This window comes from Variovorax sp. YR566, from assembly GCF_051992195.1.
Lineage (GTDB): Bacteria > Pseudomonadota > Gammaproteobacteria > Burkholderiales > Burkholderiaceae_C > Variovorax.
In genome coordinates this window covers 6,844,537-6,861,023 of the sequence record NZ_CP197092.1, presented here as the reverse complement: position 1 = coordinate 6,861,023, position 16,487 = coordinate 6,844,537, and the positions used below count along the sequence as shown (strand labels likewise).

General features: G+C 68.2%; 16 protein-coding genes. 5 read left to right on the top strand and 11 right to left on the bottom strand.

Features of this window, described 5'->3' with window-relative positions; all coding sequences use genetic code 11:
* Genes ACTG4X_RS32140 through ACTG4X_RS32130 form a run of 3 tightly spaced genes read left to right on the top strand, consistent with a single transcriptional unit; the run spans position 1 to position 5,293 of the window.
* A complete protein-coding gene (locus tag ACTG4X_RS32140; RefSeq protein WP_440532861.1) occupies positions 1-1,029 on the top strand; it encodes a ligase-associated DNA damage response exonuclease in 1,029 nt (342 codons plus the stop codon).
* Positions 1,026-2,681 carry an ATP-dependent DNA ligase gene (locus ACTG4X_RS32135; RefSeq protein WP_440532860.1) on the top strand — a complete coding sequence of 552 codons (1,656 nt, stop codon included), beginning with the start codon at positions 1,026-1,028 and terminating at the stop codon, positions 2,679-2,681. The genes ACTG4X_RS32140 and ACTG4X_RS32135 overlap by 4 nt, the downstream gene beginning before the upstream one ends.
* Positions 2,678-5,293, top strand: coding sequence for a ligase-associated DNA damage response DEXH box helicase (locus tag ACTG4X_RS32130; RefSeq protein WP_440532859.1), 2,616 nt, complete (start codon positions 2,678-2,680; stop codon positions 5,291-5,293). The genes ACTG4X_RS32135 and ACTG4X_RS32130 overlap by 4 nt, the downstream gene beginning before the upstream one ends.
* 5 nt (positions 5,294-5,298) lie before the next feature.
* Here ACTG4X_RS32130 and trxC read toward each other — a convergent pair whose 3' ends face one another.
* Positions 5,299-5,748: a thioredoxin TrxC gene (gene trxC / locus ACTG4X_RS32125; protein ID WP_440532858.1), complete on the bottom strand. Its 450-nt coding sequence runs from the start codon at positions 5,746-5,748 to the stop codon at positions 5,299-5,301.
* Positions 5,749-5,825: 77 nt separating this feature from the next.
* Between trxC and pdeM the strand changes: the two genes are divergently transcribed.
* Positions 5,826-6,506, top strand: coding sequence for a ligase-associated DNA damage response endonuclease PdeM (pdeM, locus tag ACTG4X_RS32120; RefSeq protein ID WP_440532857.1), 681 nt, complete (start codon positions 5,826-5,828; stop codon positions 6,504-6,506).
* Here the strand turns inward: pdeM and ACTG4X_RS32115 are convergent.
* Genes ACTG4X_RS32115 through ACTG4X_RS32105 form a run of 3 tightly spaced genes read right to left on the bottom strand, consistent with a single transcriptional unit; the run spans position 6,503 to position 8,560 of the window.
* On the bottom strand, positions 6,503-7,042 hold the full coding sequence (locus ACTG4X_RS32115; RefSeq protein WP_440532856.1) for a TPM domain-containing protein: 540 nt from the start codon (positions 7,040-7,042) through the stop codon (positions 6,503-6,505). The two genes, pdeM and ACTG4X_RS32115, sit on opposite strands and share 4 nt — an antisense overlap.
* Before the next feature lie 5 nt (positions 7,043-7,047).
* A complete protein-coding gene (locus ACTG4X_RS32110) occupies positions 7,048-7,950 on the bottom strand; it encodes a TPM domain-containing protein (RefSeq protein ID WP_440532855.1) in 903 nt (300 codons plus the stop codon).
* Between the two features lie 10 nt (positions 7,951-7,960).
* Positions 7,961-8,560, bottom strand: coding sequence for a LemA family protein (locus tag ACTG4X_RS32105; RefSeq protein WP_371127398.1), 600 nt, complete (start codon positions 8,558-8,560; stop codon positions 7,961-7,963).
* Positions 8,561-8,606: 46 nt separating this feature from the next.
* On the opposite strand from ACTG4X_RS32105, the gene ACTG4X_RS32100 reads away from it, so the two are divergent.
* Complete coding sequence (locus ACTG4X_RS32100) at positions 8,607-9,365, top strand: hypothetical protein (RefSeq protein WP_093057717.1); 759 nt, start codon at positions 8,607-8,609, stop codon at positions 9,363-9,365.
* Position 9,366: 1 nt separating this feature from the next.
* On the opposite strand, the gene ACTG4X_RS32095 is transcribed toward ACTG4X_RS32100, so the two are convergent.
* The 7 genes from ACTG4X_RS32095 to ACTG4X_RS32065 form a co-directional block, all read right to left on the bottom strand.
* Complete coding sequence (locus ACTG4X_RS32095) at positions 9,367-10,041, bottom strand: cysteine hydrolase family protein (protein ID WP_440532854.1); 675 nt, start codon at positions 10,039-10,041, stop codon at positions 9,367-9,369.
* On the bottom strand, positions 10,038-10,970 hold the full coding sequence (locus ACTG4X_RS32090; RefSeq protein WP_440532853.1) for an ABC transporter permease: 933 nt from the start codon (positions 10,968-10,970) through the stop codon (positions 10,038-10,040). Before ACTG4X_RS32090 ends, ACTG4X_RS32095 begins: the two co-directional genes overlap by 4 nt.
* Complete coding sequence (locus tag ACTG4X_RS32085) at positions 10,967-12,115, bottom strand: ABC transporter permease (protein ID WP_440532852.1); 1,149 nt, start codon at positions 12,113-12,115, stop codon at positions 10,967-10,969. The genes ACTG4X_RS32090 and ACTG4X_RS32085 overlap by 4 nt, the downstream gene beginning before the upstream one ends.
* Entirely contained in the window at positions 12,108-13,637 is a 1,530-nt protein-coding gene (locus ACTG4X_RS32080) for an ABC transporter ATP-binding protein (protein ID WP_440532851.1), read from the bottom strand. Before ACTG4X_RS32080 ends, ACTG4X_RS32085 begins: the two co-directional genes overlap by 8 nt.
* Positions 13,638-13,641: 4 nt before the next feature.
* Positions 13,642-14,748: a BMP family ABC transporter substrate-binding protein gene (locus tag ACTG4X_RS32075; protein ID WP_440532850.1), complete on the bottom strand. Its 1,107-nt coding sequence runs from the start codon at positions 14,746-14,748 to the stop codon at positions 13,642-13,644.
* A 68-nt stretch (positions 14,749-14,816) separates the two neighbouring features.
* Positions 14,817-15,203 (bottom strand): VOC family protein, encoded by a 387-nt coding sequence (locus ACTG4X_RS32070; RefSeq protein ID WP_440532849.1) that lies wholly within the window; start codon positions 15,201-15,203, stop codon positions 14,817-14,819.
* Positions 15,204-15,309: 106 nt separating this feature from the next.
* Complete coding sequence (locus ACTG4X_RS32065) at positions 15,310-16,311, bottom strand: isopenicillin N synthase family dioxygenase (RefSeq protein ID WP_440532848.1); 1,002 nt, start codon at positions 16,309-16,311, stop codon at positions 15,310-15,312.
* Between the last annotated feature and the right edge of the window lie 176 nt (positions 16,312-16,487).

Here is a 16,487-nt window from a genome sequence, read left to right as displayed (position 1 = left end):
ATGCCCGCAAAGCAGGAAGAAGATCTCCTCGTTGTCGCCCGGCCCGAGGGCCTGTACTGCCCGCCCGGCGATTTCTACATCGACCCGTGGCGGCCGGTGGCGCGCGCCGTCATCACGCACGCGCACTCTGACCACGCGCGCCCCGGGCATGCGCACTACCTGGCCCACACCGACAGCGCCGGCACGCTGCGCACGCGGCTCGGCCCTGACATCGTCCTGCAGACGCTGGCCTACGGCGAGGCCATCGAGCACCACGGCGTGCGCGTCTCGCTGCATCCTGCCGGCCATGTGCTGGGCTCGGCGCAGGTGCGGCTCGAACACGGCGGGCGCGTGTGGGTGGCCTCGGGCGACTACAAGACCGAACCCGACGGCACCTGCACGCCCTTCGAGCCCGTGCCTTGCGACACCTTCATCACCGAGTCGACCTTCGGCCTGCCGATCTACCGCTGGCCCACGCAGGCCGTGCTGTTCGCGGAGATCGATGCATGGTGGCGCGCCAATGCGGAAGCAGGGCGCGCATCGGTGCTGTTCTGCTATGCCTTCGGCAAGGCGCAGCGCATCCTGCACGGGGTGGACGCGAGCATCGGGCCGATCGTCGTGCACGGGGCAGTGGAGCCGCTCAACGCCGTGTACCGGGCGGCAGGCGTGGCATTGCCGCCTACCTTGCGCGTGAGCGACGAAGGCGTCGATGCCGCATTGCTGAAGCGCGCGCTGGTGCTCGCGCCGCCATCGGCACAAGGCTCGCCGTGGATGAAGCGCTTCGGCAACTACGCCGATGCGTTCGCGAGCGGGTGGATGCAGTTGCGCGGCACCCGGCGGCGGCGCGGCGTGGACCGCGGCTTCGTGATGTCCGACCATGCCGACTGGCCCGGCCTGCAGCAGGCGATTGCGGGCACCGGCGCGGAGCGCGTGTTCGTCACGCATGGCAGCGTGCAGGTGATGGTGCGATGGCTCACCGAGATCGGCCTCGACGCGAAGGGCTTCAAGACCGAGTACGGCGACGAAGACGATCAAGAGGCAGAGGCATGAAAGTCTTCGCCGCCCTCTACCGCGACCTCGACGCCAGCACGTCGAGCCTCGCCAAGCAGGCGGCACTGCAGCGCTACCTGCGCGACGCCGATGCTGCCGACGCCGCATGGGCCGTCTACTTCCTCGCCGGTGGCAAGCCGCGCCAGCTCGTGCCCACCAAGCTGCTGCGCCTGCTTGCACAGGAAGCGGCGGGCCTGCCCGAATGGCTGTTCGACGAAAGCTACGACGCCGTGGGCGACCTCGCCGAAACCATTGCGCTGCTGTTGCCGCCACCGAGCGAGGCGCACGACCTCGGCCTCGCCGGTTGGGTCGAGCAGCATCTGCTGCCGCTGCGCGAAGCCGCAAAGGCCTCGCCCGAGCAGCTCGCCGACCGCCTGCGCGCACAGTGGCGGCAGCTCGCTGCCGAAGAGCGGCTGGTGTACTTCAAGCTCATCACCGGCGCGTTCCGTGTCGGCGTGTCGAAGCTGCAGGTCACGCAGGCGCTCGCTGCGGTCGGCGGCATCGATGCCAAGCGCGTCGCGCAGCGGCTCATGGGCTACACGCACATCGGCGCGCGGCCAAAGGCCGACGACTACCGCATGCTCATCGCCCCCGAGTCGAGCGCCGAGCAGGTGCAGAAGACCAGCGGCCAGCCGTACCCCTTCTTCCTCGCGCATCCGTTCAACCTGTCGCTCGAGCAGTTCGATGCCGCGCTGGGCCCGCCGTCCGACTGGATCGTGGAATGGAAATGGGACGGCATCCGCGCGCAACTCATCAAGCGCGCGGGCGTCGTGTGGCTGTGGTCGCGCGGCGAAGAGCTGGTGACAGAGCGCTTCCCCGAGCTCGCCGTCCTCGGCGAGGCCCTGCCCGACGGCACCGTGCTCGACGGCGAGATCGCCGTGTGGCGCGACGACCGCGTGCAGCCCTTTGCCGAGCTGCAGAAGCGCATCGGCCGCAAGACGCTGGGCGCGAAGCTGCTGCGCGACATTCCCGTGGTGCTGCTGGCCTACGACATCCTCGAATGGGAAGGCCGCGACCTGCGCGTGCTGCCGCAGTCGCAGCGCCGCACGCTGCTCGACAACCTGGTCACGCGCATGCAGCATCCCTCGCTGCTGCCGAGCCTGATGCTCACGGGCTCAGACTGGTCCGATCTCGCACGCCAGCGCGAAGCGGCGCGCACCATGGGCGTCGAAGGGATGATGCTCAAGCGCCGCGACGCGCAGTACGGCGTGGGCCGCACCAAGGACGTCGGCGTATGGTGGAAGTGGAAGATCGACCCGCTCAGCGTCGATGCGGTGCTGATCTACGCACAGCGCGGCCACGGCCGGCGCGCGAGCCTCTTCAGCGACTACACCTTCGCCGTGTGGGACGGCCCGCCCGGGCAGGAAGACCGCAAGCTCGTGCCCTTCGCCAAGGCCTACTCGGGCCTCACGGACGCGGAGATGGCGCGCGTGGACGCGATCATCCGCAAGACCACGGTGGAAAGCTTCGGACCGGTGAAGAGCGTGAAGCCGACACTGGTGTTCGAGTTGGGCTTCGAGGGCATCGCGCGCAGTACGCGGCACAAGAGCGGCATCGCGGTGCGGTTTCCGCGGATGCTGCGGTGGCGGGAAGACAAGCCGGTGGAAGAAGCGGACACCCTGCAGACGCTGGCGGCGTTGTTGCCCCTATGAAAAGGGCCGTCAAGCAGGCGCTCGACGTGTGGTTCGCTGCGCGCGGCTGGAAGCCCTTCAAGTTCCAGCGCGAGGTCTGGAAGGCCATCGGCGAAGGCAAGTCCGGCCTGCTGCATGCCACTACCGGTGCAGGCAAGACCTACGCGGTGTGGCTCGGCGCGCTGCAAGCCTTCTCGCAGGCCCGCAAGGCAAGCGCGCGACCTGCGGCCCCGCCGCTCACCGTGCTGTGGCTCACACCCATGCGTGCACTTGCCGCCGACACGCTGCGTGCGCTGCAACAGCCGCTGGAAGCCCTCGGCGCCGAGGTGCATCCGTGGAGCGCGGGCGCGCGCAGCGGCGACACCACGTCTGCCGAACGCAGCGCGCAGAACCAGCGCCTGCCCACGGTGCTCGTCACCACGCCCGAGAGCCTTTCGCTGCTGCTCGCGCGCGCCGATGCCCGCGAGGTGCTCGGCCACGTGCAGATGGCGGTGGTCGATGAATGGCACGAGCTGCTCGGCAACAAGCGCGGCGTGCAGGTGCAGCTTGCGCTCGCGCGGCTGAAGCGCTGGAACACTGGCCTCGCGATCTGGGGCATGTCGGCCACGCTGGGCAATCTGCATGAGGCAATGCATGCGCTGCTGGGGCATGAAGACGGCGTGCTCGTGCAGGGCCAGGTGCCGAAGAAGCTCGTCATCGATTCGCTGCTGCCCGGCACCGCCGAGCGCTTTCCATGGGGCGGACACCTGGGCCTCACGATGCTGCCGCAGGTGATCAGCGAGATTGCCGCGAGCAAGACCGCGCTGGTCTTCACCAACACGCGCTCGCAGGCCGAGATCTGGTACCAGGCGATGCTCGAAGCCAAGCCCGAATGGGCCGGCCTCATCGCGCTGCACCACGGCTCGCTCGACCGCGAAGTGCGCGAGTGGGTCGAGCTGGGCCTGAAAAGCGGCGAGCTGAAGGCCGTGGTGTGCACGTCGAGCCTGGACCTGGGCGTGGACTTTTTGCCGGTCGAGCGCGTGCTGCAGATCGGCTCGCCCAAGGGCGTGGCGCGGCTGCTGCAGCGCGCGGGCCGTTCGGGCCATGCGCCGGGGCGGCCGTCGCGCATCACGCTCGTGCCCACGCACAGCGTCGAGATGGTGGAAGGCTCGGCAGCGCGCATGGCCATTGCGGCGGGCCACATCGAGGCGCGGCATTCGCCCGACCAGCCGCTCGACGTGCTGGTGCAGCACCTGGTGACGGTGGCGCTGGGCGGTGGCTTCGTGCCCGACGACCTGTATGACGAGGTGCGAGGCACGGCCGCGTACGAAGGCCTCTCCCGCGAGAGCTGGCAGTGGTGCCTCGACTTCGTCTCGCAGGGCGGCCCATCGCTCGCGGCCTATCCGGATTACAAGCGCGCCGTGCCCGATGCGGAAGGTGTCTGGCGCGTGCCCGATGCGCGGCTCGCGCGGCGGCATCGCATGAACATCGGCACCATCGTGAGCGACGCGAGCATGTCGGTGCAGTACCTCGGCGGCTCGAAGATCGGCAACGTCGAAGAGAGTTTCGTCGCACGCATGAAGGCCGGCGACTGCTTCCTGTTCGGCGGCCGGCTGCTCGAACTCGTGCGCATCCGCGACATGACGGCCTGGGTGCGGCGCGCCAGTGGCAAGCGGCCCGCGGTGCCGCGCTGGAGCGGCGGGCGCATGCCGCTGTCGAACACGCTGGCCGATGCGGTGGTGCAGCAGCTGGCGCTGGCCGGCGAGGGGCACTACGACTCGCCCGAGCTGCAATGCGTGCGCCCGCTGCTCGAAATACAGCAGCAGTGGTCGGCACTGCCGACGCCGCAGACACTGCTGGCCGAAACGCTGAGCACGCGCGAAGGCTCGCACCTGTTCCTCTATCCGTTCGCGGGCCGGCATGTGCATCTCGGGCTCGCGAGCCTGCTGGCCTGGCGCGTCGCGCAGCACGAGGCGCGCACCTTCTCGATTGCGGTCAACGACTACGGTTTCGAGCTGCTGAGCGCGACCGAGATCGATTGGGCTGCGCTGCTGCCGCAAGTGCTGAAGCTGCCGCAGGGCGATGACGCGCACGGGGTGTTGCTGCACGAGGTGCTGGCGTCGCTCAACGCGAGCGAACTCGCGCAGCGGCGCTTCCGCGAGATCGCGCGCGTGTCGGGGCTCATCTACCAAGGCTACCCGGGCGAGAAGCGCAGCAGCAAGCAGTTGCAGGCCTCGTCTTCGCTGTTCTGGGAGGTGTTCCGCAAGTACGACCCCGGCAACAGGCTGCTGCAGCAGGCCGAGCAGGAGCTGCTTTCGCAGGAGCTCGAAATCGGCCGCCTGCGCGCCAGCCTCGAGCGCATGGCGACACAGCAGCTCGTGCTGAAGCCGCTGGCGCAGCCGACGCCGTTCTCGTTTCCGCTGATGGTCGAGCTGTTCCGCGAGAAGCTGTCGAACGAGAATGTGGCCGACCGCATTGCGCGCATGGTCGAGCAGCTGGAGAAGGCCGCGGGCGGTGTGGTCACGGCCGGCGGCGTGGAGCGCGTGAAAGGCACGCTGGCCTTCGGTCAGGAGGGGCCGGGCAAGCCGGCGAAGTCGTCATCAGGCGCTCGGCGCGAGCGCAGGCGGCCTTCGCGTCCGTTGCCGCCGCTTTGAGCGGGTCAGCCGGCGCCGTGCGCCTTCACCCATCGCACGATGTCCGCCGCGCTCATCGCACCGGCCTGTCGAGCCACTTCGCGGCCACCGCGGAACAGGGCCAGCGTCGGGATGCTGCGGATGTTGAAGCGCGCGCCCAGGGCAGGCACGGCCTCGGTGTCGACCTTGGCCAGCCGCACCCGCGGTTCGAGCTGGGCCGCGGCCTGCTCGTAGCCCGGCGCCATCTGCCGGCACGGGCCGCACCAGGGCGCCCAGAAGTCGACCAGCACCGGGATCTCGTTGCGCGAGATGTGGCGGTCGAAGGTGGCTTCGTCCGGCAGCGCGGTCGAATGGCCGGTGAACAGCGGGCGGTGGCAGCTGCCGCAGTCGGGCGCGCTGCCCAGCTGTGCCGCGCGCACGCGGTTGGTCGTGTGGCAATGCGGGCAGACGATGTGCAGCGGGGGCGATTCGGTCATTTGCAGAAGCTGGGGGCTGCTGGAGCCCATTGCAAGACGGTCGCCTGCCAGAGCGTCTTTTGCGACACTGGCAGCCCGTGACCTTTCCAGACTCCTCCGCATCGTCGTTGCCTGTCCATTGGGCGGGCGAACTGCTGTATCTGCTGCCCGAGCGGGCGCTCTGGTGGCCCGATGCGCGCGTGCTGTTCGTGGCCGACCTGCATCTGGGCAAGGCCGCGACCTACCGCGCGCTCGGCCAGCCGGTGCCGGGCGGCACCACGCAGGAGAACCTGGCGCGGCTCGATGTGCTGATCGAACGGCATGCACCGCAGCGCATCGTGTTTCTCGGCGACTTCCTGCACGCGGCGCAGGCGCGCACCGTGCTCGCCACGGTGGAAGCATGGCGCACGCGCCATGCGGGCGTCGCGATGACGCTGGTGCGCGGCAACCACGACAGCCGCGCGGGCGATCCACCGGACACGCTCGGCATCGAGGTGGTCGACGAGCCTTTTCTGCTCGGGCCGTTCGCCTGCTGCCACCATCCGCAGTCGCATGCGACGCACTTCGTGCTGGCGGGGCACCTGCATCCCGTTTGCAGGCTCCACGGACCGGGGCGCGACAGCGTGCGGCTGCCTTGCTTCGTGAGCGATGCGCAGCAAGCCGTGCTGCCGGCTTTTGGCGAGTTCACGGGCGGGTGGTTGATGGAATCGGCGCCGGGGCGGCGCTTTCATGCGGTGGGTGGCGATGCCGTGTGGGCCTTGCCGCCGCAGGAAGGCTAGAGCACGACGGGCTCGTCCGGCAGCTCGTTCACGTCCACATCGCCCTCGCCCAGCGGAAAGTGTTCCACCAGCAGGGCCGAGATTTCTTCCAGCGCCTGTGTGAGTCCATCCTCGAAACGGCCTTCGCGAAAGGCCGCGCCCATGCGCTGCGCCATTGCGGCCCATTCGGCATCGTCTACGCGCGCATTGATGCCGCGGTCCGCCACGATCTCGATGGCGTGTTCGGCCAGCAGCAGGTAGATGAGCACGCCGTTGTTGTGCGCGGTGTCCCACACGCGCAGCTTGCCGAACAGCGTGACGGCACGCTCGCGCGGCGGCGCATGGCGCCACAGGTACGACATCGGCAGGCCGGCCTCGACGCAGATGCGGATCTCGCCGCTGTGGCGTCGCTCGCTCGCGGCCACGCGGCCTGCAAGGCGCTCCAGCGCGGCCGGTGGCAGTGCACGGCGAACCTCGGACTCGTCGATCCAGCGATGGCGCCAGATGCGGCTGAGCTTCGAGAAGAAGCTGGCGTCGGTTGGATTGGTCGTCGTCATCGTGTTCACCAGTCCCCCGACGCGCCGCCGCCGCCGAAATTGCCGCCGCCGCCGGAGCTGAAACCACCGCCGCCGCCGCCCCCACCACCGCCGCCGCCGCTCCAGCCTCCGCCTCCACCGGAGCTCCAGCCGCCACCCCCGCCCGGACGCCCGGCGCCCGCGACCAGCGAGACGATGAGCGCGACAAGCGCCGCGATCACCGCGATGGCGATGCTGGTGGTGATGAAGAAAACGACCACGCCCACACCGCCGCCCACGACCATCGTGCCCAGCTTCTTGCCGAGGACGGCGCGCGCGACCGGCGCACCGATGAAGACGCCGACGAACAGGAAGATCGCGAGGTTCTCCCAGTCGAAGCCACCACCGCCGCCGCCTCCGCTGCCCGTGTCGCGCGAAGGCTCCGGCAGCGGCTCGCCGTCGACCAGCCCGATGAGCCGGTCCACCGCCGCGTTCAGCCCGCCCGCGAAGTCGTTGTTGCGAAAGCGCGGCTTCATCTCCTCGTCGATGATGCGCACGGCCGCGAGGTCGGGCACCGCGCCTTCGAGCGCCTTGGCGGTGGCGATGCGCATCTTGCGATCGTCCTTGGCCACGACCACCAGCAGGCCGTCGCCGACATCCTTGCGGCCGATCTTCCAGGCGTCGCCCACGCGCTGCGTGTAGCTGGCGATGTCCTCGGGCGCGGTGGTCGGCACCATCAGCACCACGATCTGCGAGCCCTTGCGCTGCTCGAAGGCTGCGAGCTTGGTGTCCAGGCCGTTGCGCTGCGCGCTGTCCAGCGTGCCGGTCTGGTCGATCACCCGCGCGGTGAGCGCGGGCACCGGCAGCAGGCCCTGGGCCAGCGCGACCCCGGCCAGGGTCGCGAGAACGAGCGCGGCCAGTGCGCGACGGAGCAGTGCGGCAATGGCCATTGGTGCTGGCTTACTTCTTCGGAGCGCTGAAGTCGACAGTAGGCGGCGTGGAAATCTGCGCCTCGTTCTGCACCGAGAAGTTGGGCTTCGGCGCGTAGCTGAAGATCTTGGCCGTGATGTTGGTCGGGAAGCTGCGCGCGAGCACGTTGTACTCCTGCACGCTTTCGATGTAGCGGTTGCGCGCCACGGTGATGCGGTTCTCGGTGCCTTCCAGCGTCACGCGCAGGTCGCGGAAGGCCTGGTTGGCCTTGAGCTCGGGGTAGCGTTCCGACACCACCATCAGCCGCGACAGTGCCGACGAGAGCTCGCCTTGCGCCTGCTGGAACTTGTTGAAGGCTTCGGGGTTGTTCAGCGTCTCGGGCGTCACCTGGATCGAGGTGGCCTTGGCGCGCGCCTCGATCACCTTGGTGAGCGTGTCCTGCTCGAAGCTGGCCTCGCCCTTCACGGTGGCCACGATGTTGGGCACGAGGTCGGCGCGCCGCTGGTACTGGTTGAGCACCTCGCTCCAGGCCGATTTGCTGGCCTCGTCGAGGGACTGGAACTGGTTGTAGCCGCATCCGCTCAGGGACAAGACCGCCGCGAGAATCAAGAGCCAGCGCTTCATCATCATTTGCATTACCTCCGCAGAATTGCCGGAAGGTAGCATAGATGGCTCCATGTCCCTCGACCCTCTACAAGCCCTGCAGGCCGCCAACCGTGCGGTACTGCCCGTTGCTTCCGACGCTTTCGGCACGCTGCTGATCGCGGGCGCGACCGGTGCGCTGGGAGCGGAGCTGCTGCGGCGGCTGGCCGGCAGCCACCGGCATGCCCATACCCGCGTGCTGGCGCGCGAGCCCATTCGCGATGGGTTGCGCGGCGTGGAAACCTACCTGAGCCCGGCCCCGCCGATCGCGCAATGGCCGCTGACTTCGGCCCACACGGCCATCGTCGCCTTCGACCCGCCGCGGCTGTACCACGACCGCGAACGCGCGCTGTGGGTGCCCGAGCCTTCAGATTTGCCCGAACTGGCCCGATGGCTGCGCGCTTGCGGCGTGCAGACGCTGGCCATCGTGCAGCCGCACGACCAGGGCCGGCTGCCCGAGGCGCTCAAGCGGGGGCTCGCCAGTCTCGACGAGCAGGCGGTGGTGGCCTGCGGCTTCGAACGCGTGATCCTCGTGCGCTCGGCGCGCAAGCCGGTGAACGCGAAGTTCGCCAACCCGCTCGAGCGGCTGGCCGCGTGGATGCTGTCGGTCGTGCGCTTCATGGTGCCTAGCAGCGAGCAGCCGGTGCGCGCATCGAAGGTGGCGGAGCTGGTCGACGTGGCGCTGCGCATCGCGCCGCCGGGCGTGCACGTGGCCGCACCCGAAATGGTGTGGCAGGCCGCCCAGGGCGACATGCCCGGCGTGGCCGCACGCTGGCTTGGCGTATCGGGTTAATTCATCCGCGCCACTGGCGCAGCAGCTCCGCCGAATCGACCACCAGCCCGAGGTGCAGCGACACCATCGCCAGCGCCGCGCCCTCCAGGTGCGGGTCGGTGCCGCGCACGAGGTCGCGCAGCACGATCACTCGGTAGTTGCGGTTGTTGGCGTCGAAAGCCGTGTTGAGCACGCAGCAGTCGGTGAACCCGCCGTTGAGCACCACCGTCTCGATGCGCTGGTTGCGCAGCAGAAAGTCGAGGTCGGTCGGGTAGAAGGCCGACAGCCGGCGCTTGTTGTCCACGCGCATGTCGCCGGGCTCGACGCGCGTGACCCACTCGGTCCACTTCGAGCCTTCGATGGCGTGCGCGTCGGCATTCGGAATTTCGCCGACGTGCAGCGGAAAGGTGCGCCGCCATGCAGAAGGAATGCCGCGGATGTCGTCCACGCCATCGGGCCGCAGCACCGACTTGATGTGCACGATGCGCACACCCAGCGCGCGCACTTCGTCGTGGAAGCTGTCGATGGGCGTCACCACGTCGCGTGCGCGCGGTGCGGGGCAGGGGCAGTCGGGGCTGTCGTCGAGATGGCCCCGGTGCATGTCGATGGAGACGACCGCGGTGGTGGCGGGGTTCAGGTAGTCGGCGAATTGCGCCGCGTCGAGCTCGCGCTCTTCGTTGTAGACCCAGGCCTTCATCGGCGTTCTTCTCTCACGTAGGGTTGGCCCAGCGCGCCGGGCTCTTCATCGGCGCCGCGCCGCGAGAGCGCGACCCACACCATCACGCCGAGCGTCACCGCATACGGCGTCATCATCACGAAGTACTGCGGCAGCTGCACGCCGGCGGCAGCCAGCTGCGGAATCAGCGCCTCGATGCAGCCGAACAGCAGCGCGCCGACCAGCGCCTTCCACGGCGACCAGCGCGCGAAGATTACCAGGCCCACCGCGATCCAGCCGCGTCCGCCGGTCATGCCCGCGATCCACAGCTTGGTGCTGACCACCGAGATGTAGGCGCCCGCCAGCCCGACCAGCGCCGAGCCCGCGAGCACCGCCGCGAAGCGCCATGCCGTCACGCGGATGCCGGCCGCGTCGGCCGCCTGCGGGTTCTCGCCCACCGCGCGCAGCCGCAGGCCGGTGGAGGTGCGTGCAAAGAACCACGCCACCGCGCCGAAGATCGGCAGCGTGAGCCACACCATCGCGTTCTGCTCGAAGAGCCTGCCCACGACCGGCAGCAGCGACAACGGCCACAGCGCCATCGCGCCGATGCCTTCGGTGGCATGGTTGGTCCAGTCGGCCATCGAGCCGACCAGCGCCGTGAGCCCCTGGCAGAAGAACACCAGCGCGAGCCCGGCAATCACCTGGTTCACGCGCAGCCAGATCACCATTACCGCGAACAGCACCGACACCACGCTGGCCGCGAGCATCGCGAGCACCAGCGACACGGCCGGCTGCCCGATGACGATCTGCGCGCCGATGCCGGCGAGTGCGCCGACCAGCATCAGCCCTTCGGCGCCGAGCGCGAGCACGCCCGCGCGCTCGCAGATGATGAGGCCGAGTGCCGCGAGCGCATAAGGCACCGCGAAGTCCGGCGTGCTCGCGAGCCAGTTGAGCATGATGCTGCCGCTCATTGCGCAGCCTCCCCGCCCACGCGGCGCAGCCGGTGGCGAATGAAGAAGTCGCTCGACGCCACGCACACCACGATCACCGCCTGGATGAGCTGCACCATCGAGAACGGCACCTGGTAGAACACCTGCAGGCTGCGTCCGGTGACGAACAGCGCCGCCACCAGCAGCGCCACCACCGTGGCCGCGAGCGGGTTGTTGCGCGCGAGAAAGGCAATGAGGATGCCCGAGAAGCCATAGCCCTGATAGAAGGCCTGAGTGAGCCGGCCCTCCTGCCCCGCGACCACCGCGAAGCCCGCGAGCCCGGCCATCGCGCCCGACAGCAGCACCGCGCCGTAGATCGTGCGTCGCACCGGCACGCCGTTGGCATGCGCGACACGCGGGTTCGCATCGACGAAGCGCAGGTAGAGTCCCACGCGGCTCACGCTCACCAGCCACCACGCCAGCAGCGCGACCACGCCTGCCAGCAGGATCGAACTGCCGATGCCCGCACCCAGCTCGGGCAACCGCTCGAACACGCGAAACTGCGGCGAGTAGGGGAAGTTGTCCTTCGGGTCCTTCCAACTGCCGTAGACCAGGTGCAGCAGGAAGTTGGCCGCCATGTAGTTGAGCATCAGCGTCGAGATGATCTCGTTCACGCCCAGCTTCAGCTTGAGCCACGCGGGGCCCAGCACCCACAGCAGGCCGCAGCCGATGGCGGCCGCAAACATCAGCGGCAGGCGCAGGTTCTCGGGGCCGATCTGCCACATCGAGATGGTGGTCGCGCCGATGGCGCCCCAGATCATCTGGCCCTCGAGGCCGAGATTCCAGAAGCGCGCGCGGAATGCGATGGAGCCCGCCAGGCCGACGAGGATCATCGGCGCGGCCTGGAACAGCACGGCGCGGAAGTTCTGGCCGTCGAAGAAGGTCTGCATCACGAACTCGTTGGCGAGTTCATCGGCGGGCACGCCCGCGGCCACGAGGATCGCGGCGGAGATGGCGAAGCCCACGAGCAATGCGGCCGCGAGGATCAGCGCCTGCCAGCGCCAGGCCATGTGCTGGCGGATTTCGAGCGCGTAGCGGCGGCGCGCGAGCGGTTGTGTGTGCTGCTGCGAGTTCACCTGGGTCCTGGGCGCTTGTGCCGTGTCGACGGAGAGCGAGGCATCAGCCATGGTCCACCATCGCCTGTCCGATGGCCTGCCGGTCGGCGGGCTGCGCGAACTCGCCGGCGATGCGCCCGCGCGTCATCACGCCCACGCGGTCGGCCAGTTGCAGCACTTCGTCGAGGTCCTCGCTGATCAGCAGCACCGCCGCGCCGCTGTCGCGCGCGGCGCGCAGCCGCGCATGCACCTCGGCACTGGCGCGCACATCGAGCCCGCGGCTCGGGCTGTGGGCAAGCACCAGCGTGGGCGACTTGCCGAATTCGCGCGCGAGCACCAGCTTCTGCGCATTGCCGCCCGAGAGCAGCGCGGCCTTCTGCGCGACCGAGCGCACGCCCTGCACGTCGAAGGCGCGCACCGCTTCCTGCGTGTCGCTCTGGATGCGGCCGCGGCGCAGGCGCCACACGGGGCCGTAGCGGCCGGTGTGCACGCGGCCGATAGCGTAGTTCTCGGCCACCGAGAGGCCACCCGCGAGCGCGAGCCCGTATCGGTCGGCCGGAATGGCTGCAATGCCGATGCCGCGGCGTGCCGACGCGGCCATGGTCTTCAGGTCGCCGTGGCCTTCGAGCCGGATCTCGCCTTCGGTGGCTTCGCCCGGCAGGCCCATGATCGCGCCCGCCAGCTCGCCCTGGCCGTTGCCGCCGACACCGGCCAGGCCGTAGATTTCGCCCGCGTGAAGTTCGAGATCCACGCCGTCGAGCACGCGCCGGCCTTCGGGCGAGGCGGGTGTGCGCAACCCGCGCACCGAAAGGCGCACGGGGCCGCGCGATGCGGTCGAAGCCTGGAATCCTTGCGTGGCAATCGATTCACCCACCGTGAGCCTCACCAGCTCGGCGACCGATGCTTCGCCCGGCTTCAGCGTGGCCACTGTGCGCCCGCCGCGCATCACCGTCACGCGGTCGGCATACGTCTTCACGTCGGCCATCTTGTGCGTGACCAGCACCACGGCGGAACCGGCGCGCGCCAGGCCCTGCACCGTCTGCAGCAGGCGCGCGGCCTCCTGGTCGGTCAGCACGGCCGTGGGCTCGTCGAGGATCAGGATGCGCGCGCCCGCGAGCAGCACCTTGAGGATCTCCACGCGTTGCTGTTCGGCAATCGACAGCGCATCGATGCGCTTCGACGGATCGATGTCAAAGCCCAGCTCCGAGGCCTTGTTGCGAATGTCGCGCTCGATCTCGCGCAGCCGCTCGCCATGGCTTTGAAATTCGGCCGGCGGCGGCGCGGTGAGCAAGATGTTCTGCGCCACCGTGAAAGGCCGCACCAGCTTGAAATGCTGATGGACCATGCCGATGCGGTGCTTCGCCGCGTCACGCGGACCGGCGAAGCGCACCGCGTTGTCGTCCACCAGCAGCTGCCCGGCCTCGGGTGCATAGAGCCCGGCCGCGATGTTCATCAGCGAAGACTTGCCCGCGCCGTTCTCGCCCAGCAGTGCATGCACCTCGCCCCAGCGCGCAGCGAAGTGTGCGTCGGTCAGCGCCGCGAAGCCGTCGAAGGACTTGCGGATGCCGGTGAGTTCGAGCGCGTTGTTGGGCATGAAATTACTTCTGCGTGACCACGCCCTTGACGAACCAGTCCATCTTCCACAGATCCGCATCGGACAGCACCGCGCCCTTGGCCACGCGCTCCTTGCCGTCGCGGTCGGCGAGCGGGCCGGCGTAGATCTGCTTGCCCTTCATGATCGCGTCGCGCTCGGCGGTGATGACCGCGGCCTTGTCCTTGGGCACGGCGGGGCCGAAGCCGGCGATGTCGGTGCCGCCGTCCTTCATCTCGATGAAGGCGCCGTACTGCGCGGGCTTCCAGTTGCCGGCCATCACCTTCTTCAGCTCAGGCGTCAGGAAACGGTCCCACACCCACACCGAAGAGCACAGCGTGGCCTTGGGCGCGAACTGGCGCAGGTCGCGGTGGTGACCGGTGCCGTACACGCCGCGCTCCTGCGCGACGATCTGCGGCGTGGGGCTGTCGACGTGCTGGCCGATCACGTCGGCGCCCTGGTCGATGAGCGCGGCGGCTGCGGCGCGTTCCTTCACCGGGTCGTTCCAGGCGCCGGTGTAGATCACGTTGACCGTGGCGTTCGGGTTCATCTTCTGCGCGCCGAGCGCGAAGGCGTTGATGGTCCAGTTCACCACGCCGAAGGGGTTGGCTGCGACGAAGCCGAGCTTGCCGGTCTTCGATGCAGCGCCGGCGGCCATGCCGCAGAGGTACTGGCTTTCGTAGGTGCGGCCGTAGAACGATTCGAGGTTGCTGCCGTTGGTGGTGCCCGAGCCGTTGAGGAAGGCAACATCGGGGTACTTGGCGGCCAGGTCCTTGAAGCTGTCGGAATAACCGAAGGCCGTGCCAATCACGATGTTGGCGCCGCGCTGGATGAACTTCTCTGCAGCGGGCTTGATGGCCGATGCGTCTTCGGGCACGTTCTCGACGAACTGGATCTTCTGGCCGATTTCCTTTTCGATCTTCACGCGGGCCTCGTCAAAGGCCTGCGTCCAGCCGCCATCATTTTTCGGGCCGAAGTAGAGCATCGCGATCTTCGGCTTGTCCTTCAGCGTGAAGCCGTCGGCGGCCGCAGCGGGCAGCGTGGTGAAGAAGGCGCCGCTGGCCGCGACGGTCATCGCGAGGCCCAGGCCGGGAGTGAGGGTGCGCAACTGCATGGGACTACCTTTGGTGAGAGGCTTTGAAGAAAGGGAGGACGGAAAAAAGAGAACGAGCGCAGCGCACGTCACATCATGAAGTTGATGCGGAACACATTGCCCTCGGGATCGAGCAGCACCGACTGGTACCAGTTGTAGTAAGTGACGTATGGCGGCTTGATGAGCGTGGCGCCGGCTTCGAGCGCGACCGGCACCATGCGGTGGACGTCGGCCTGGCTGTCGACGTCGATGTTCAGCAGGAACTTGACGCCGCGTGTGTCTGAAAACTCGCTCAGGTGCAGCAGTTCGTAGGCATCGAGTGCGTTGAAGCCAAGGCTCGACTTGCCGGTGTCCAGGCCTCGGAAGATGGGTGAGCGGATCGCTTCGATCTCTTTGAAACCGAATACTCGCTGGTAGAAGCCGCTGAGTGCGACCACGTCTTTTGCGAAGACGTTGACGTAGGAGAGGTGGGCCATGTCAGTTGCTCATTGGGCGTTTGCTGTTGTTCTTGTTCGGGGGACATTCGCGGAGCAAGGTACCCCGTCAGCGTGATCGCACCCCGAAGAACAGCAGGCAGTCATTTCAAGCCATCGCCTTCGTGCCACCAAAGGTCGTCTGCTTGACGAACTTCGAGGTCAGGTGGTCCCCAGAAGAAATCGGCGCGTACTTCGCCGACTCCCCTGGCGCGAGACAGCTAGGCAGGCACTCGACCATCGCGTCGTAGTTCGGCTGATGGAAGAACACCAGCGATTGCCGGCGATTGGTGCTCGCGACCTCGAAGGGTGGGTTGATCACGCGGTGCAGCGTGGACACCCACTGGTCGTTGGTCCACTGCATCATGAGGTCGGCGATGTTGACCACCAGGCCACCCTCGACCTGCGGCACGTCCACCCACTGGCCGGCCTTGTTGAACACCTGCAGGCCCTTGTCGTCGGGCAGCACGATGGTGAGGCTGCCGTAGTCGCTGTGCGCGCCCGCACGCAACTGGCCGGGCAGTGGCTGTTCGCGCTGTGGCGGATAGCTCAGCACGCGGAACATGCTGATGTGCTTGTCGATTTTGTCGTCGAAGAAGGTCTCGGGCAGCGACAGGCCGAGCGCAAAGACACGCATCAGCGAGCGCGAGAGATCGCTCATCGCCTCGAAGTAGCCTTCGTAGGCTTCGCGGAAACCCTCGATGGGCGGCCAGCTGTTGGGCTCGAAGTGCGGGCCGGCGGCGGGGCCGCGGTGGTAGTCGTCTTGCGGCACGTTCGACGGGCCGATAGAGAAAGATTCCTTCAGGTCGCCGGGGGCCGCTTCTTCGAGGCTGTACGAGAGCCCTTCCTCGCCCACCGCGCTGTAGCCGCGCACCGCGTCTTCGCGCGGGCGATCGACCTTGCGCTTTTCACCCAACGGCATGTCGAAGAACTTGCGCGAGAGCGACGACACGCGCGAGATCAGCTCGGGCGCAATGCCGTGGTTCGTGATGACGAGAAAGCCGATGCTGCGGCAGGCCTCGTCGACCTTCTTCGCGACCTCGGCCTTGCCTTCGGCGGTGCCCGCGAAGTAGGGCGCTAGATCGATGATGGGGACGGACAGCAGGGTCATGGCAGGTTCCTCATGCTTGGCATGCCTTTCGCCATGCAACGTCTGTGCCAGTTGGACCAAATGGACAAAACGCATTCGTCGCGTCAGCATGGTGCGCAACGACGCGCTGCGAAGGCTGCTGCGGCGCAAGGCGATGCACCACGGCCTTACAGTGGTGCGCTGTGCTGTCTGCCGAT

What these genes read in the sequence shown, in the direction of transcription:
- ACTG4X_RS32135 (WP_440532860.1), top strand. Translation starts at nt 1,026, where the DNA reads ATGAAAGTCTTCGCCGCCCTCTACCGCGACCTCGACGCCAGCACGTCG.
- ACTG4X_RS32085 (WP_440532852.1), bottom strand. Translation starts at nt 12,115, where the DNA reads ATGGCTGATGCCTCGCTCTCCGTCGACACGGCACAAGCGCCCAGGACC.
- ACTG4X_RS32065 (WP_440532848.1), bottom strand. Translation starts at nt 16,311, where the DNA reads ATGACCCTGCTGTCCGTCCCCATCATCGATCTAGCGCCCTACTTCGCG.
- ACTG4X_RS32130 (WP_440532859.1), top strand. Translation starts at nt 2,678, where the DNA reads ATGAAAAGGGCCGTCAAGCAGGCGCTCGACGTGTGGTTCGCTGCGCGC.
- trxC (WP_440532858.1), bottom strand. Translation starts at nt 5,748, where the DNA reads ATGACCGAATCGCCCCCGCTGCACATCGTCTGCCCGCATTGCCACACG.
- ACTG4X_RS32090 (WP_440532853.1), bottom strand. Translation starts at nt 10,970, where the DNA reads ATGAGCGGCAGCATCATGCTCAACTGGCTCGCGAGCACGCCGGACTTC.
- ACTG4X_RS32100 (WP_093057717.1), top strand. Translation starts at nt 8,607, where the DNA reads ATGTCCCTCGACCCTCTACAAGCCCTGCAGGCCGCCAACCGTGCGGTA.
- ACTG4X_RS32070 (WP_440532849.1), bottom strand. Translation starts at nt 15,203, where the DNA reads ATGGCCCACCTCTCCTACGTCAACGTCTTCGCAAAAGACGTGGTCGCA.
- ACTG4X_RS32105 (WP_371127398.1), bottom strand. Translation starts at nt 8,560, where the DNA reads ATGATGATGAAGCGCTGGCTCTTGATTCTCGCGGCGGTCTTGTCCCTG.
- ACTG4X_RS32080 (WP_440532851.1), bottom strand. Translation starts at nt 13,637, where the DNA reads ATGCCCAACAACGCGCTCGAACTCACCGGCATCCGCAAGTCCTTCGAC.
- ACTG4X_RS32140 (WP_440532861.1), top strand. Translation starts at nt 1, where the DNA reads ATGCCCGCAAAGCAGGAAGAAGATCTCCTCGTTGTCGCCCGGCCCGAG.
- ACTG4X_RS32095 (WP_440532854.1), bottom strand. Translation starts at nt 10,041, where the DNA reads ATGAAGGCCTGGGTCTACAACGAAGAGCGCGAGCTCGACGCGGCGCAA.
- ACTG4X_RS32115 (WP_440532856.1), bottom strand. Translation starts at nt 7,042, where the DNA reads ATGACGACGACCAATCCAACCGACGCCAGCTTCTTCTCGAAGCTCAGC.
- ACTG4X_RS32110 (WP_440532855.1), bottom strand. Translation starts at nt 7,950, where the DNA reads ATGGCCATTGCCGCACTGCTCCGTCGCGCACTGGCCGCGCTCGTTCTC.
- ACTG4X_RS32075 (WP_440532850.1), bottom strand. Translation starts at nt 14,748, where the DNA reads ATGCAGTTGCGCACCCTCACTCCCGGCCTGGGCCTCGCGATGACCGTC.